General features: G+C 48.1%; 14 protein-coding genes. 11 read left to right on the forward strand and 3 right to left on the reverse strand.

Translation table 11 applies throughout. The features are described from left to right. The first annotated feature begins 106 nt into the window (after positions 1-106). Both ACO05Z_RS14985 and ACO05Z_RS14990 read left to right on the forward strand, forming a co-directional pair. The gene (locus tag ACO05Z_RS14985) at positions 107-832 is read left to right on the forward strand and encodes a tetratricopeptide repeat protein (protein WP_421902992.1); all 726 of its coding nucleotides are present in this window, start codon (positions 107-109) and stop codon (positions 830-832) included. Between the two features lie 239 nt (positions 833-1,071). Beyond that, on the forward strand, positions 1,072-2,658 hold the full coding sequence (locus tag ACO05Z_RS14990) for a flagellar hook protein FlgE (RefSeq protein WP_421902993.1): 1,587 nt from the start codon (positions 1,072-1,074) through the stop codon (positions 2,656-2,658). Between the two features lie 77 nt (positions 2,659-2,735). Here ACO05Z_RS14990 and ACO05Z_RS14995 read toward each other — a convergent pair whose 3' ends face one another. Then, the gene (locus ACO05Z_RS14995; protein WP_421902994.1) at positions 2,736-3,209 is read right to left on the reverse strand and encodes a ferritin-like domain-containing protein; all 474 of its coding nucleotides are present in this window, start codon (positions 3,207-3,209) and stop codon (positions 2,736-2,738) included. 317 nt (positions 3,210-3,526) lie between these two features. On the opposite strand from ACO05Z_RS14995, the gene ACO05Z_RS15000 reads away from it, so the two are divergent. From ACO05Z_RS15000 to ACO05Z_RS15035, 8 genes are all read left to right on the forward strand, one after another. Further along, complete coding sequence (locus tag ACO05Z_RS15000) at positions 3,527-5,122, forward strand: aminotransferase class I/II-fold pyridoxal phosphate-dependent enzyme (protein ID WP_421902995.1); 1,596 nt, start codon at positions 3,527-3,529, stop codon at positions 5,120-5,122. A gap of 14 nt (positions 5,123-5,136) precedes the next feature. After that, positions 5,137-5,454 carry a hypothetical protein gene (locus ACO05Z_RS15005; protein ID WP_421902996.1) on the forward strand — a complete coding sequence of 106 codons (318 nt, stop codon included), beginning with the start codon at positions 5,137-5,139 and terminating at the stop codon, positions 5,452-5,454. A 136-nt stretch (positions 5,455-5,590) separates the two neighbouring features. Then, positions 5,591-7,657, forward strand: coding sequence for a methyl-accepting chemotaxis protein (locus tag ACO05Z_RS15010; protein ID WP_421902997.1), 2,067 nt, complete (start codon positions 5,591-5,593; stop codon positions 7,655-7,657). A gap of 619 nt (positions 7,658-8,276) precedes the next feature. Beyond that, on the forward strand, positions 8,277-9,458 hold the full coding sequence (locus ACO05Z_RS15015; RefSeq protein ID WP_421902998.1) for an ABC transporter substrate-binding protein: 1,182 nt from the start codon (positions 8,277-8,279) through the stop codon (positions 9,456-9,458). A gap of 85 nt (positions 9,459-9,543) precedes the next feature. Then, positions 9,544-10,452, forward strand: a complete 909-nt coding sequence (locus ACO05Z_RS15020) for a branched-chain amino acid ABC transporter permease (RefSeq protein WP_421904192.1) — start codon at positions 9,544-9,546, stop codon at positions 10,450-10,452. 12 nt (positions 10,453-10,464) lie between these two features. After that, a complete protein-coding gene (locus ACO05Z_RS15025) occupies positions 10,465-11,541 on the forward strand; it encodes a branched-chain amino acid ABC transporter permease (RefSeq protein WP_421902999.1) in 1,077 nt (358 codons plus the stop codon). 27 nt (positions 11,542-11,568) lie between these two features. Next, the gene (locus ACO05Z_RS15030) at positions 11,569-12,336 is read left to right on the forward strand and encodes an ABC transporter ATP-binding protein (protein ID WP_421903000.1); all 768 of its coding nucleotides are present in this window, start codon (positions 11,569-11,571) and stop codon (positions 12,334-12,336) included. Then, entirely contained in the window at positions 12,336-13,070 is a 735-nt protein-coding gene (locus ACO05Z_RS15035; protein ID WP_421903001.1) for an ABC transporter ATP-binding protein, read from the forward strand. Before ACO05Z_RS15030 ends, ACO05Z_RS15035 begins: the two co-directional genes overlap by 1 nt. A 154-nt stretch (positions 13,071-13,224) precedes the next feature. Here ACO05Z_RS15035 and ACO05Z_RS15040 read toward each other — a convergent pair whose 3' ends face one another. Together ACO05Z_RS15040 and ACO05Z_RS15045 are read right to left on the reverse strand one after the other, a co-directional pair. After that, positions 13,225-13,692 carry a pyridoxamine 5'-phosphate oxidase family protein gene (locus tag ACO05Z_RS15040; protein ID WP_421903002.1) on the reverse strand — a complete coding sequence of 156 codons (468 nt, stop codon included), beginning with the start codon at positions 13,690-13,692 and terminating at the stop codon, positions 13,225-13,227. 106 nt (positions 13,693-13,798) lie between these two features. Next, the gene (locus tag ACO05Z_RS15045) at positions 13,799-14,458 is read right to left on the reverse strand and encodes a trimeric intracellular cation channel family protein (protein ID WP_421903003.1); all 660 of its coding nucleotides are present in this window, start codon (positions 14,456-14,458) and stop codon (positions 13,799-13,801) included. Between the two features lie 261 nt (positions 14,459-14,719). Here ACO05Z_RS15045 and purU point away from each other — a divergent pair, with 261 nt between their 5' ends. Next, on the forward strand, positions 14,720-15,589 hold the full coding sequence (gene purU / locus ACO05Z_RS15050; protein WP_421903004.1) for a formyltetrahydrofolate deformylase: 870 nt from the start codon (positions 14,720-14,722) through the stop codon (positions 15,587-15,589). Positions 15,590-15,595 lie beyond the last annotated feature (6 nt).

Below are 15,595 nucleotides of genomic sequence, written 5' to 3' on the forward strand. Positions count from 1 at the left end.
CGGATCTGTGCTATACGCTCAATGGATATCTGGCTGGAACTATTTCAATAATATATTCTGAGACATAAGAGACAAAACAAACAACATGACTACAGGCGCTACTCCCATGCCCAAGATAAAGGGCACCTTTTCCACGAAACTGATACAGGAAATCGGGACCGGGACTACTAAAAGAAAAGTCATCCAGTCTTTCCTGTATTTTGCGGAGGAAAAAGATAACGGAGAAGTAGGCTTGCGGGTGCTCAATGACAATGATGTCCCTTCCGGTGAAGAACAGATTATCAGCAAAGAAGAGTTACTGGAATCATTCACTCCGGAAGTTGAACTTTATACATCCACAGTATTTCCTGCCATCCAGAAGCTGAATAAGACCCTTGCCAAGGCTGACCGCCAGCGTCAGGAGGGCAATACCTTCACTGCTGAAATGGAATACGGCAAGGCTTTAAATATTGATGAAGAAAACATCAGGGCAAATTTCGGTATCGGTCTCTGTTACCTTGACCGCAATGAAGCCGAAAAAGCCACAGATGTGTTCAGCAGACTGATTGATCTGGATGCAGCCTTTGAGCGGCGGCATAAACACCTTTTTAATGATTTCGGCATCTCCCTGCGTAAGAACAAGATGTTCGACAAAGCCGTTAACTTTTATTCCAGAGCATTGGGGCTGACCGATGACGACGAGAACCTTTATTTCAACATAGCGCGCTGCCTGTATGAAAAAGGAGATCGCAAAGGGGCGTTGAAGAATGCAGAAAAATGCCTTGAAATCAATCCCGATTCAGCTCCGGCCATGAAGCTTAAGAAGTATTTGAAAAAGAAAGTTGCTGTCTGATCCAAAATTTCCAACGTTATTAATCCACTTCCTAAGGTCCCTCTTAATATTTTGTTAAGAAGGACTTTTTTTCCGCCTTTTTCCAAATAGACCTAACAAACCCTTGATATTGCTTAACACAAACTTTAGGCACGCCCCTTGCTTAAGTACAGGTGACCGGATTTTTATTCCGGGCCACAGGTTAAACAGGTGCAGGCGGAGTCACAATTTTAGTGCCGCACCTACCAAGGAGTTAAGTCATGGGTTTCAGCTCAATGTATACAGCCGCGACGGGCGTGAAGTCACACGGGGTGCTGCTACAGCAAATCGGTGCCAACCTTGCCAACGTCAATACCACTGCCTACAAAAGCGGCGACACATTTCTTGAAACACTCGCCAGCCAGAGTTCGGGCAAGGCAACTTCCGGTATTGTTTCCGGCGGAATCCACACCCCGGGACAGATCGGGCTGGGAACAAGGGTTGCGGCCACCAGAATAAATTTCAAGGAAGGCTCTTTTGAGACCACTAATTCCAGCACTGATATTGCCATTGGCGGCCAGGGTTTTTTCCGTGTAGCCGACCCGGCATCAAGCACCAGCTACTACACCCGTGCGGGAAGTTTCCACTTTGATAAAAACGGTCAGCTCGTAGATTCTCACAACAATATCCTGCAGGGCTACAAGATAGACGATAATGGTAACATTGGTACCACCTCGCAAAATATTGTACTGCCCATGAAAGATGAGACTGATGCATACGGAAACACTGTAAAGGTTGTAAAATCAGACCCCAGAGGTACTGACGCCGTAACCATGCGCACCAACCTTGACTCCGGTGCCCCTGACAACAGCAGCAGTACAGACGCCCCCTTCTTTTCACTGCTTCAGGAATGGGACGGCACCAGCGACACACCGCTGACTGCCGACAAATATGAGTACAACAGCTCCATACAAATTTATGATGAGAACGGTAACAAGCACGATCTGGTCGTATATTTCGACAAGGTTGTAAATGACGGCGACAGTTCCGACAAACGGCACTGGGAATACATTGTAACCGTTCCCCCCGGAAACGATGCCGGTTCACTGACCGGGACTTCCGGTGCAGGACTGGTCATGGCCGGGACACTCACCTTCTCCGGTGACGGGGCCCTGCTCAACCAGAGTGCCTTCACCCTTGCAGCAGGCTCAACTGACGGCAAGGATCTCAACAATTGGGAACAGGCAACCCTGAACAGCAACGGACAGCCGACTTTCAGCGTGACTCTCTCCGGCGCAAGCGGAACAGCAGCGGCCCAGACCATATCACTTGATATGGGTATCACTTCCGGAACAGACTCATGGGATACAACCGGAGTTACCGCTGCGGACGTAGGCAGCAATGCCTCCTCACTTCCGGGAATGAATGACGGTAAGCTCAACGCCCTTGCCACCACAGACTACTACGGATCATCATCAACCATCAGCCAGTCGCAGGACGGATTCGGGGAGGGCTACCTCCAGAACGTGTCCTTCAATTCCGATGGGATTTTAAGCGCCCTGTTCTCCAACGGGATGAGCCAAGACCTTTATCAGGTCAACCTGTACAATTTTAAAAATGAGTACGGGCTGCGCAGGGAAGGCTCCAATTACTTCAGCGCCACAACAGAATCAGGAGCTGCAATCCAGGGCGTGGCCCGCAAGGAAGGTCTCGGATCAGTAGTCAGCAACAGCCTTGAAACCTCGAACGTTGATCTGGCGGATGAATTTGCCTACATGATCCTGACCCAGCGTGGTTTTCAGGCCAACTCCAAAGGTATCACCACCACGGATTCAATGATCAACACCGCACTCGGAATCAAGAAATAACCAGCATATCCATAACAAAGACAAAGCCCCCATTGGAAAATCCAATGGGGGCTTCTTAATACCTTAGCAGCTTGAAACTAGCTCAGTTTCTCAGCCAGCATGCGCAGATGCTTGCGTTCTTCGTCGATACATTCTTCAACGAATTTACGTTCTGAATCGGGAACCATCCTTTTCAACTCAGTGAAAAGAAGAATGGTGTCCTTTTCAAAACGCATGGCAGCTCGCACTGCCTGCTCAAAATTGAAAGCCTCATCCTTGAAAGCCGCAGTGTAGTCAAAATTGAATACATCGTGGGAATCAACAAGGGCCATCACATACTGGGTATATTCTTCATAGTCGCTTCCCGGGGGAACCTCGATGGAACCGATGCGGTCACGCATGTCACGGAAAAAAAGTTCATGCCGGGACTCTTCCTCAGCGAAGAATTCGAAAAATTCCTTTGCGCCGGGATCTTTTGCTTCATCTGCAGCCAACAGGTAGAAAGCCTGTCCTTTCTGCTCAATACGCATTGCAAGTTCTGCCACTTCATTAGCACTAAAAAAGGTTACCATATGTACACCTCGTAAATTAAAAACTTCCTGTGGAAATCGATTTTTTTATGATTTATCTTTGGATAAATCCGCCAAATCTCTGCAAACAGATGGTCATTGATTTTTAATATTAACCAGAGTTCTCAAAAGCGCAACCGTAATAAGTTATATTTTTAGCGAACAACCTTTGCCATTTTTATCATTCAAGAATATAAAAAGATAATGGATTTCTTCTAAAAAAAATTGCACAAATATCTTTTAATCGACAAGCTGAATCTAGGTTACCGGGTAATATTGTAACCCTAACCATCTTAAATAAATATGCCAAAGGTGAAAAAATGACTGATGATTTACAAGAAGATGTAGCCCTGCAACATTTCGTGGAACAATCTCTGGAAAAACTGGACCAGATTGAAAATGTACTTATTGAGATGGAGAAAAGTTCATCCCCTTCTGCTGCCTCAGTTGCACAGGTATATGGAATACTTGTCTCCCTCAAAGAAAGCGCTTCACTGCTTGAACTGAACAACATCAGTCGCGTGGCCGACAAAATCGGCAAAGTCCTTGATCAAGTCTTTAAAAATGAGATTGAGCTCAGCAATGACCTGCTGAACATCATCATAGATTCATTCGACAAACTTAATGAAATAGTCAGTAACACTACCCTGAGTGACGATTTCGACATACGCATAATTACCCTGCCACTTGAAATGTATGCCAAGCCTGTAGCAGAAACAGCACCTGCAGAAAAAAAAGAACAGGACGCCCCAGTCAAGACTACGCCTGTACCCGAACCTACTCCAAAGCCGGAACCTGTGGCTGAAGTCAAAGAAGTTCCCGTCGAAGAGATTCAGGAAACCGCCCCTCCTGTAAAGGAAACGAAACCCGGCAAAAGACTCAGCGCTGATGCTTTTCGCAAAAAATTCGGAATTAAAAAAGAGATAGATCTTGCCAGTAACTCCAACCCGCTGGGAGTTTCAAAAGCTGTTTCAAATGCCATCGTCAACATGGCCAACAACTGCTCCGCCTTTGAAAACGGTTCTGCGGACAGCCTTAAATTCGGCCTTGCAAAACGGCATGATGTTCCGGAAGAATGCGTGCTCGTGGCCGGAGGAGCTGTTGAGATTCTTGATCTGGCCCTGCGCTTGACCGCCATACCGGGCGTCGACCATGTACTCAGCTACGAATACGGCATGCCGGAATACAGCAGCGTCGCGGCCTTATGCGGAATCGAACTGCTGCGCCTGCCCAGAGGGCGTAACTACTCACCTCCCCTGGACCAGTTAGTAACAACAGCCAACGAAAATACTGCCGCAGTCATCATCACCAACCCGGATGAACCATCCGGTTACGGCCTGCCAGCTGAAGAATTGGCAACCATGGCTAACCTGCTGCCGGAACGGACCCTGCTCATTGTTGATGAAAGGTCAGTGGAATTTTCATGGCCTGAAGATGACTACTCCATGATCAATTTTCTGGAAAAGGCACCTAATCTGGTCATCCTGCGCAGCTTCTCATGGTCCTTCGGACTCAAGGGAGTCCGGCTTGGATACGCACTTATGAACAGCGAAAGAGCCAAACAGTTTGAAGAATCCAGACTTCCCACTCCCATCAGCCCCTTGAATGTCGGAGCGGGACTGGCAGCCCTCAACCACAACGAATTTTACTACTCCACCATAGCCCTTATCATCAGGGGCAGGGAACGCGTTCAGAAGGGACTGGAAGAACTGGGTTGCACAGTCTACCCCAGCCAGAGCAATTTCATCATGTTCAGCGCTCCTGTACCGGCAAAAAAACTGTCTACAGAAATGTTGGCCCATGGATTCAAGCTGAGGACACTGAATGATTTCGGACTCCCGGACATGCTCACCGTTTCCATTGGCAACAATTCCCGCAACCGTATGTTTCTCGCAGCCTTGAAAAACATTTTATAGACTTGGAGGATTTCATGCTGAAAAAAGTTTTTCTGAGCAGCATCATGCTTCTCGCTCTTGCAGGATGCTCAGGACACACTACAACCATGCAGGACGTCAGCTCATTTTGCAGATCACTTGCCACGGAAGAAATGTGTGGAACTCAGGATTCCATGTGTGCAAAATATTCAGAAATCACACTGGCTCCTTATAAATCAGCCGAGGAATGCCGCAAGAGCTGTGAAAGTGTGCGGATGAAAATGAACTCCAGCCCCGACCAGCAGGATTGCCTGCAACTGCTCCAGAGCGTGGAAGAAAAGTGCAACGAGTTCTGCGACTCAAATTACGAATAAGCCCCTTTCAATTCCCACGCGCCTTGCAAGTCAGAACTCTCTGGCGTATTGACTAATCAAATATACAGGCAGTGCTTCTATAAAAGGAGCACTGCCTATGATTAATAGTTAAACAAACAAAAGGATTTTTTGCGCCATGCTGAAACGGTTTACTGTCGGACAAAAAATATTCTGTAGTTTTATTGTTGTTTTCGTCCTTTTTGGAATTGTGAGCATGGAATCTATGCTGGCACTGCAAAAATCATCTTCCGGCTTTACTGACTACCGTGACTTTGCCAAGGATTCAAATCTGATCGGCAAGATTCAAGCCAGCATACTGCAAGGCCGTACCCACGTAAAAGATTACATTATCACTGGCGATAAGAAGTACAGCCGCAAATATTTTGAAAATGCAAAAACAATTTTCCCCCTGCTTGACCAGGCCGAAACAGAATTAGCCTCGGAAAGCCGGGTCAGACTCATAAAAGAAGTTAAAACGCTTCTCACAGATTACGATGCCAGCTTTGCCGAAGTGGCAAAAGCCCAGCTCGAAAGAGACAATCAGGCATATTCCATACTGGTCCCGTCCGGCGACCTCATGGAGCAGAATTTTGCACACATAATCAACAACCTCGGCAAATCCCAAAGTAATTCCGCCGCACTTTACCACTGCGCCAAGGGAGTCCGTCACCTGGTTCTTGCAAGACTATATACCACTAAATTTATTGAAAAAAGCTCAGAATCACACCAAAAAAGAGCACTGACCGAAATGGGCTCAGTAAGCGAGGAACTTATCCAGCTAAGCTCTCTCTTAAAAGGCCAGAATCTGCTGCTGCTTAATGAAATCAAGCAGGCAAAGGAGACATATTCCAAGAGCCTCAGCGAGCTGTTTTCACAAACAGCAACCCGCGATAAACTGCTCAACACAGAACTGGATGTCATGGGTCCCAAAATGACAACTCTAATCGAGCAGGCCAAATCATCTGTTATTTCAGATCAGGAAAAACTCGGCCCCTCCCTGCAGGCACGCAACGACAGGGCCATCATGAACACATGGGTCTTCGGGGTCATCGCATTTGTCCTTGGAGTTGCCGCTGTTGTAATCGTAGGGCGCAACATAACCTTACCCTTACGCAAGGTTGTTGATGCTGCCTACCGCATTGCTGAAGGAGACATGAGTACAGCAATCAAAGGAACCGATCGTCAGGACGAACTCGGCTCACTGGCCCGTGCTTTCAACAAAATGACCGAGTCTCTCAATCAGATGGCCGGAGCCATGGAAAGGGTCGCCAACTCCGACCTCACAGTGGAAGCAAAGCCGCGCTCTGAGAATGACACCATAGGCAAAGCCCTCGCAACCATGGTTGAAACCCTTAAAGGTGACAGCCAGCGAATTCATGAAGCAGTGCGCACCCTCTCATCATCACTAAGCCAGATTTCAGCAGCGTCCGCAGAGTTGACTGCCAGTGCCGCTGAGACCGCAAGCGCAGTTGCCGAAACAAATGCCACCGTAGAAGAAGTAAAGCAGACCGCCCATCTCTCAAATGAGAAATCAAGACAGGTAGCCGATGTTGCCCGTAAAGCGGTCAGCACTTCCCAGCAAGGAAAGAAGGCAGCGGAAGACGCGTCTTCGGGCATGAAAGATATCCGCACCCAAATGGACACCATTGCCCAATCTATAGTGAAGCTCTCCGAGCAGTCGCAACATATCGGTGACATTATATATGTAGTGAACGACCTTGCGGACCAGTCCAATATTCTGGCTGTGAACGCTTCCATTGAAGCATCCAAGGCAGGAGAAGAAGGACGCGGATTCACCGTAGTGGCCCGGGAAATCAGAAACCTTTCCGATCAGTCCAAACAGTCCGTGGCCCAGATCCAGTCAATCCTTGCCGACATCCAGAAGGCAACCAGTTCCGCAGTCATGATCACCGAGCAGGGCGGTAAGGCGGTTGAAACAGGCGCGACCCTCTCCTCTCAGACCGGAGAAGCCATCCTCAACCTGAGCACGGTCATCAACCAGTCTGCCCAGTCCTCAGCCCAGATCGCAGCTTCCAGTCAGGAACAGCTGGCCGGGCTGGATCAGGTAGCCGTAGCTCTTGGTTCTATCAAACAGGCCGGAGAGCAGAACCTTGAAAGTTCACGCCAGCTAGAAGAAGCAGTGAAGGACCTCGACCAGCAGGCCCGCTCCCTCAAAGACATGATGGACAGATTCAAACTTTAAAAGCTACACTTTATCAAGAACATAAAGCCCCTTAATGTTTAGCATTAAGGGGCTTTACTTTTTTCGAAGAGCATTGACTGGATAATCATTCAAAAACTGTCAAACTGTATATGCACACTAACTACATATATTCATTCAACTAAACAATCTACAATCACATTACAACCTTCAGAAGAATGGAATAACAACACTACAATTGTATTCCAACCCTACTTCCTAGACCTCAATTTTTCATTTTTTCTAAAATTTACCCCACTATTTTTTTGAAATAAAAATATGAGCTATAAATTTTAGCTATTTTACAATTTTATACCGAACAATCACTCAAATCCAATTTTAAAGAAGAGCACCCTCAAACACCAGCACCACACTAAAACAGATAAAGAACTGTTTTTATTTAATTTTACAGTCTTCAAAACAAAAATCGCATTATTTAATATATAAACCATATAGAATAACACAACAAAAAGCATATGTACAACAATATGAAATAAAAGAACTTTATTCATTATTGGTGCTTTTTTGCAAAAATGTCTTTTTAATTTCTTCCATTTGCGATATTTTTTTTAAACTTAACGACAAATCCAGAATTTCCAATGAACACTTCAGGAGGTAAAGAATGAAAAAATTGATTCTCAGGTCACTTCTGGCCCTCATGGTACTCGGGCTGGCTCTGATCGTTGTCAGCGGCTGCTCTAAACAGGAAGAAAAAATCAAGATCGGCTTCAACATTCCACTCACCGGGGATATCCCCAAAGTAGGTGAGGCCTCCAAGAACGCGGCAGAAATGCTCCTTGCTGACATTAACGGACAGGGCGGCCTTGAAGTAGGCGGCAAAAAGATTCCTCTTGAATTCTTTTATGAAGACAACGAGTCCAAAGCTGAATCCGCTGTTAACGTTGCCCTCAAACTCATCGAGCAGGACGGCGTCGTCGCAATCATCGGCCCCAACTCCTCCAAGCAGGCTGTGCCCGCAGGCGGAACCTGCAATGACAACCGAACCCCCATGGTTTCACCATGGTCCACCAACCCGGATACTACTAAAAACCGTCCTTGGGTTTTCCGCGCAGCCTTCCTCGATCCCTTCCAAGGTCCCGTTGCTGTAAACTTCGCCACCAAGCAGTTTAAAGCAAAAACTGCTGCGGTACTTTTTGATATTTCCAATGACTATTCCAAAGGTCTTGCTGAAATCTTCAAGGAAGTATTTGAAAAGAAAAACGGCAAAGAATCCATTGTGGCCTTTGAATCACACGGCACCAAGGATCAGGACTTCTCCGCACAGCTGACCAAAATCATCAACTCAAATCCCGACTTCATCTTTGTTCCCGACAACTACAATCAGGTTGCACTTATTGTTAAACAGGCTCGTGACCTTGGCTACAAAGGTCCCTTCATGGGTTCCGACGCCTGGGGTTCCGCTGAATTAATGAAGCTTTGTGGTGATGACTGCAAAGGACAGTTCTTCTCCACCCACTACGCCGCAGCTGGCGCCAAAGGTGCGACCAAGGAATTCATCGACCGTTACGAAGCTAAATACGGCGAAACTCCTGACGATGTTGCAGCCCTTACTTGGGATGCCACCCGCCTCGTACTGCAGGCTATTCAGGACGCCGGCTCCTATAGTTCCGACCTTAAAACCGAACGTAAGGCAATCCGCGATTCCCTGAGTTCCATTCGTGAATTCGCAGGTATCACCGGTTCCATGAAGTTCGACAGCCAGGGCGACCCCATCAAATGCGCCGTTGTTGTACGCATTGACGAAAACGGTAATTTTGTATTCGCCGAATCCGTCTGCCCCTAGTTCATTGAAATAGTCTCAGGCGGCGGATTTGATCCGCCGCCTGAGAGAATCCCCCAACAGCCCTAAAAAAGAGGAAAGACGGAAAGTGGATATCCTCATCCAGAACCTGCTCAATGCCCTGCAGTGGGGCAGTTTTTATGCTCTCATTGCGCTGGGCTACACCCTTGTTTACGGTGTTCTGCTCCTGATCAACTTTGCCCACGGCGATATTTTCATGGTCGGAGCCTACATCGCATTTTTCGTTGCCACCGCCCTGCTTGGCTTTCTTGATTTTGCCCCGTGGATGGTATTGGCCCTGACCGTACCACTGACCATGGTCCTCACAGCCGGGGTCGGGGTAACAATTGAACGCATTGCCTACCGCCCCTTACGACGAAAAGGAGCGCACCGGCTTTACGTGGTCATCACAGCCCTTATGTGCGGCTTGATCTTAGAAAACGGCAACCTCGCCCTGCTGGGCGCCAGTCGTAAAAAATTTCCCGAACTGCTTGATAAGGTTGTCTACACCTTCGGCAATGTATCGGTGACCAACCTGAAGATCATTGTAATCTTCGCGGCTATCGCCGTATTCCTGCTTTTGCAGTTCATTGTCACCAAGACAAAGATCGGCATGGCCATGCGTGGCATTTCCTATGACAAGTTCGCCATCCCGCTCATGGGTATCCCCATTGATAACGTGATCGTGTTCACCTTTGTGCTCGGTTCCGGCATGGCCGGACTGGCAGGTTTGCTATTTGCCATGTCCTACCCCATCCTCGAGCCTTACATGGGTGCGCTCATCGGCTGGAAAGCCTTTATCGCTGCGGTTGTTGGCGGAATCGGAGATATTCGCGGGGCCTTTATCGGCGGCTTCCTGCTCGGCTTCATCGAGGTCGGGGTTGTTGCCATATTCCCCTCAACTTTCCGGGACCTGTTCGCCTTTTCCATCCTGCTTATCATCCTCTGGATGAAGCCCACCGGAATATTCGGCGTTGCCAAGACAACCAAGATTTAAGGCGGATACAGAATGCAGAAGTACAGTTTTAATATCGGAATCTGGGCCATGGCCGGAATTGTTGTGGCCCTATCCCAGTTCGGCGCGCTCGATCTCTATATCCAGTCGGTAATCATGTTCATCGGCATCAACATCATCCTTTCCTCCAGCCTGAATGTGGTTAACGGATACATGGGTGAATTTTCCTGCGGTCATGCCGGGTTCATGTGTATCGGAGCCTACGTTTCATCAGTTCTAAGCGTTATGTTCTTCGCGCAGGACAAGATCTTCGGTGCCCCAATCCTGCCCCCGGAACTTGCCCCGCTGGGATTTCCCATTGTGATCCTCATTTCGGGACTGGTTTCAGCTGTTGCCGGATTGATCGTGGCCGTCCCCTCTTTCAAAACAAGGGGCGACTATCTGGCCATCATTACCATCGCCGCCAACTACATGGTTATCTCAGCCATTGAGAACATGGATGTCATCGGCGGTCCTCGCGGATTCATGGGCATGAAACGGGTGGTCAACGCCATGGAGGATGTAGTCGATATCCCATGGATGATGATCTGGGTAATCCTCGGAACCTTCATGTCCATCTGGATGATCCGCCGCTTTGTTTCCTCCACTTACGGAAAGGGGATCATGTCCATTTGTCAGGATGAGGTTGCCGCCGAGATCATGAGTGTGGATACCAACAAGATGAAAATGGCCGCCTTCATGCTTTCCTCCGGTCTTGCCGGAGTGGCGGGTGCGCTATTCGCCCATGTGCTGGGTTACGTAAACCCGCAGTCTTTCAACATCATGAAATCCACCGAATGTCTGGTCATGGTTTATCTCGGCGGCATGGGATCGCTGGGCGGCTCAATACTTTCGGCCATATTCTTCACGGTAATGCTCGAACTGCTGCGCTTCATCATCCCGGCCCTCGACACCGGAATGCATTTCCTGAACCTGCTGCCGGACACCTACCATCTCAGTCAGGTCTGGAAATGGGTACTCATCCCGCTGACCCTGATTTTGCTCATGCAGTTCAGGCCAGAAGGAATCATGGGTAACAAAGAACTGCCCGACCTGTTCCCGCGGCTCAAGAAATTCTACAAATTCAAGTAGGCGAACACCGCGAGAAAAGGAGATAAAATGTCGCTTTTACAAATAGATGGACTGACCCAAAGATTCGGAGGGCTGCAGGCCGTATCCGATTTCAATATCGAGCTTGAGGAAGGCTCCCTCACCGGGCTGATCGGCCCCAACGGTGCGGGTAAAACCACCATCTTCAACCTCATATCCGGATTTTACCAGCCCACAGAAGGGACCATAACCCTCGCAGGGAAACCCACACGCGGTCTTAAACCGCATCAGGTCACAGCCCAAGGTGTAGCCCGGACATTCCAGAACATCCGCCTCTGGCATGACATGAGCGTCATGGACAACATCCGCATCGCCCAGCATTATCGCATGGGCTACGGATTTTTCGATGCCGTCATGCGCACCAAAAACTACTACCTGCGGGAGAAAGAAATCGAGCGCATCTCAACTGAATTGCTCGAATTCATGGATCTCAAGCAGTACGCAGAGGAATTGCCGACCAACCTGCCCTACGGATTACAGCGGCGAGTTGAAATTGCCCGGGCCATGTCCATTCAGCCCAAGCTACTGCTCCTTGATGAACCAGCTGCAGGTCTCAACTCATCTGACGTTGAGGGGCTGATCAAGCTCATCAAATGGATTCACGATGAATTTGACATAACCATCCTCATGATCGAGCATCAGATGAAGGTGGTCATGACCCTTTGCAAGTGGATTAAATGCATTGATTTCGGCGCCACCATCGCCGAAGGAACACCTGAAGATATCCAGTCCAGCGAGACTGTTATCAAAGCTTATCTGGGAGATGATTCAATCTGATGAATACTCTACTTGAAATCAAAGATCTCCGCGTAAAATACGGCAATATCGAAGCCCTGCACGGCATCTCTTTCAACGTCAGTGAAGGGGAAATCGTTACCCTTATCGGAGCCAACGGCGCAGGTAAAACCACTACCCTGCTATCCATCAGCCGCCTTCCCCCGCCGGAAGCCCCCAAGGTCGTTTCCGGTGATATTTCATGGAAAGGTAACTCTATCCTCGACATGCCCCCGCATAAGGTCATTTCCGACCTGCACTTGGCCCTTGTCCCGGAAGGACGCCATATTTTCGGCAACCTCACTGTGGAGGAAAACCTCAAGCTGGCAACCTACGCCCGCAAGGATTCCATCAAGGACATTCATGGGGACTACGACCGCGTTTTCGCCCTTTTCCCGCGCCTTGCAGAACGCCGCAAGCAGCGCAGTGAATCCCTATCCGGTGGAGAGCAGCAGATGCTCGCCGTGGGACGCGCGCTCATGTCCAAATGCAACTTCATCATGCTCGATGAGCCGTCCATGGGTCTCGCTCCTCTGCTTATGTACGATATGTTCCGCACCCTTAAGGAATTGAACGAACAAGGACTCACAATCCTTCTAATCGAACAGAACGCGAACCTCGCGCTCAAGTTCGCCCATCGCGGCTACGTGCTCGATACTGGCGAAATTGTGGCTCAAGGTTCGTCTGCTGAGCTTATGGATGACCCAGAAGTAAAGAAGGCATACTTGGGTGGATAATGCCTCCGGCGGCTTAAACCCTTTGAAAAGGGTTTAAGAATCCCAAACTTTTTTAGTTTGGCTTCGCCGCTTTGGTTTATAGATTGTGCTAGAAAAAGGGCTGGTTTGACATCTCATCAAACCAGCCCTTTTTTTATTTATATTTATGAAAAAGTTATTTCAAACGACCTTTTGCTGTGGCGTGCTCGATATTGATTTTGATCACCCGAGTCTTGTCTATATCATTATGAATATACTTCTCACCTGCGGGAATATGATCAGGGGAAAACCTGTGCACCAGCGCGAGCAGAGCTTCTTTTTTTTCATCTCCGGAAACATCTTCAGCCTTGCCGAAAGCCACAACCGATTTGAATTTGATGCTGAACTTTGAAGGCATCAGTTCTGTCTCAACGTAAACACAAAAAGAAACTTTCGGGTTGAATGCGATATTATCAAGCTTATGTCCGGTCAGAGCACAATGAAAATAGATGGCTCCGTTGTGGTAAACATAATTAAGCGGTGTGGCATAAGGATAGCCGTCTTCACCACAGGTAGCTAAAACACCCTCTTCTCCGGCCTTAAGAACTTCCTCAACCGCCCCTTCGGGCAGTATCTTCTTGGTATTCTGAATTTCTCTGAACATAAACTCTCCTAAATTGTTCAAGCTATAGGCGAAGCCTCGCCAAAAAGTTTTGAAGAGTCCAGAGAAACTTTTTCAAAAGTTTCTTTGGCCGCCGGAGACATAAAAATTACCTACTACGACCGCCAACTCTGACAAATTCACCGGGAGGCCCGAGCCGAATGTCAAAAATAACCGCTGCTCCGCGTAGAACCAGCGTAGCCATGAATCCCGATGCCATGGCGACTTCCGGCTGCACATGCAATTTCATCATGCCCACGTTAACAAACGCTCCGGCGAGTGCAGCCACTGCATAAAGCTCACCGCAAAGGATCATGGGCCGATTCCCGGTCAGGACATCACGAATTACCCCGCCTCCGGTCGCGGTCATGACTCCCATGAACACTGCAACTGTCCACGGAACCTGAGATTGCAGAAATGCGACAGTACTTCCGGTAACGGCAAAGGCACTCAAACCTAAGGCATCAAACCATGCGGTAGCCTTGTAGCGATCCTTGATCTCCAGACGACAGAAATATGTAAAAAGAGTCGCCATTATACACAGATACAACTCCACCGGCTCATGAGTCCACCAGACAGGATGATCCAGCAGAACATCGCGCAAAGAACCACCGCCAAGGCCGGTAATGGTCCCGATCAGCACGTACCCGACAATATCCATTCTCCGCCTACCCGCAGCCAGCGCTCCACTGACCGCAAAAACAATGTCCCCGAAATACATAAATCCATGGATTGCCGACTGAACTACTTCGCCGTTTAAAACACTCATATCAACCTCTGAAGCAGGCTGGCTGCATTTATTTTCTAAAGATTAACTTTTCTTTAAAACGAAAATCGAGCCTGAAATAATTACTGGATCAATAGTTGTAAAGGTGTTTTTTAATAATTTCGAAAAATATAATTCGTATTTTAAAAACAACAAACAGAATTCATTTTTTAAGCTTGCTGCTTTGGCTTGCCTGCCATGGGCTGAATTGTTAAAAGAATTCCCTTTTTTGGAATTAATTTTATATTTTTATCGAGACAAACAATGACATCATCAAGAGAATCAACAGCATATTTGACTGTATCCTGTAAGGACAGACCCGGAATCGTTTCTGCGGTTTCCGGTTTCCTGTTTTCCAAGAATGCCAACATCATCCATTCCGACCAGCATTCCAGTGACCCCGTTGGCGGGCGTTTTTTCCTCAGAATGAAATTTCATATGAACGGAATTGAAGACGGCCTGGAAGAATTCAGACAGGAATTTGCTGAAAAGGTCGCTGATAAATTTGACATGGAATGGAACATCAATCCTGCATGGATAAAGAAAAAAACAGCTATCCTCGTCTCCAAATTTGACCACGCACTTATGGACCTGCTCTGGAGAGCCAAGCGCGACGAACTTCACACTGAGATCACCATGGTCATCAGTAACCACGACGACCTGCGTGAAGCTGTTGAATCCTTCGGGGTACCCTTCCATCACGTTCCGGTGGAAAAAGGCAACAAAGAAGCATCTGAGGACAAAATCCTTGAACTCATGGAAGGCAAGGCCGATCTGGTTATCCTCGCCCGCTACATGCAGATCCTGACTCCCAAACTTATCGATGCCTACCCTAACAGGATCATCAACATCCACCACTCCTTCCTGCCCGCATTCGTAGGTGCAGATCCCTACCGCAGGGCTGGTGAACGCGGCGTTAAGCTTATCGGAGCTACCGCCCACTATGTTACCGAAGAACTGGATCAGGGACCGATCATCGAACAGGACGTTATCCGTGTCTCTCACCGCCACGACTACGAAGAACTCAAAGTCCTCGGCCGTGACATTGAACGTCAGGTACTCAGCAGGGCCGTTAAATGGCACCTCACCGAAAGAGTACTGGTGGACGGCAACAAGACTGTAGTATTCATTTAATATTTA

It is taken from the genome of Maridesulfovibrio sp. (assembly GCF_965230075.1).
Classification (GTDB): Bacteria; Desulfobacterota; Desulfovibrionia; order Desulfovibrionales; family Desulfovibrionaceae; genus Maridesulfovibrio.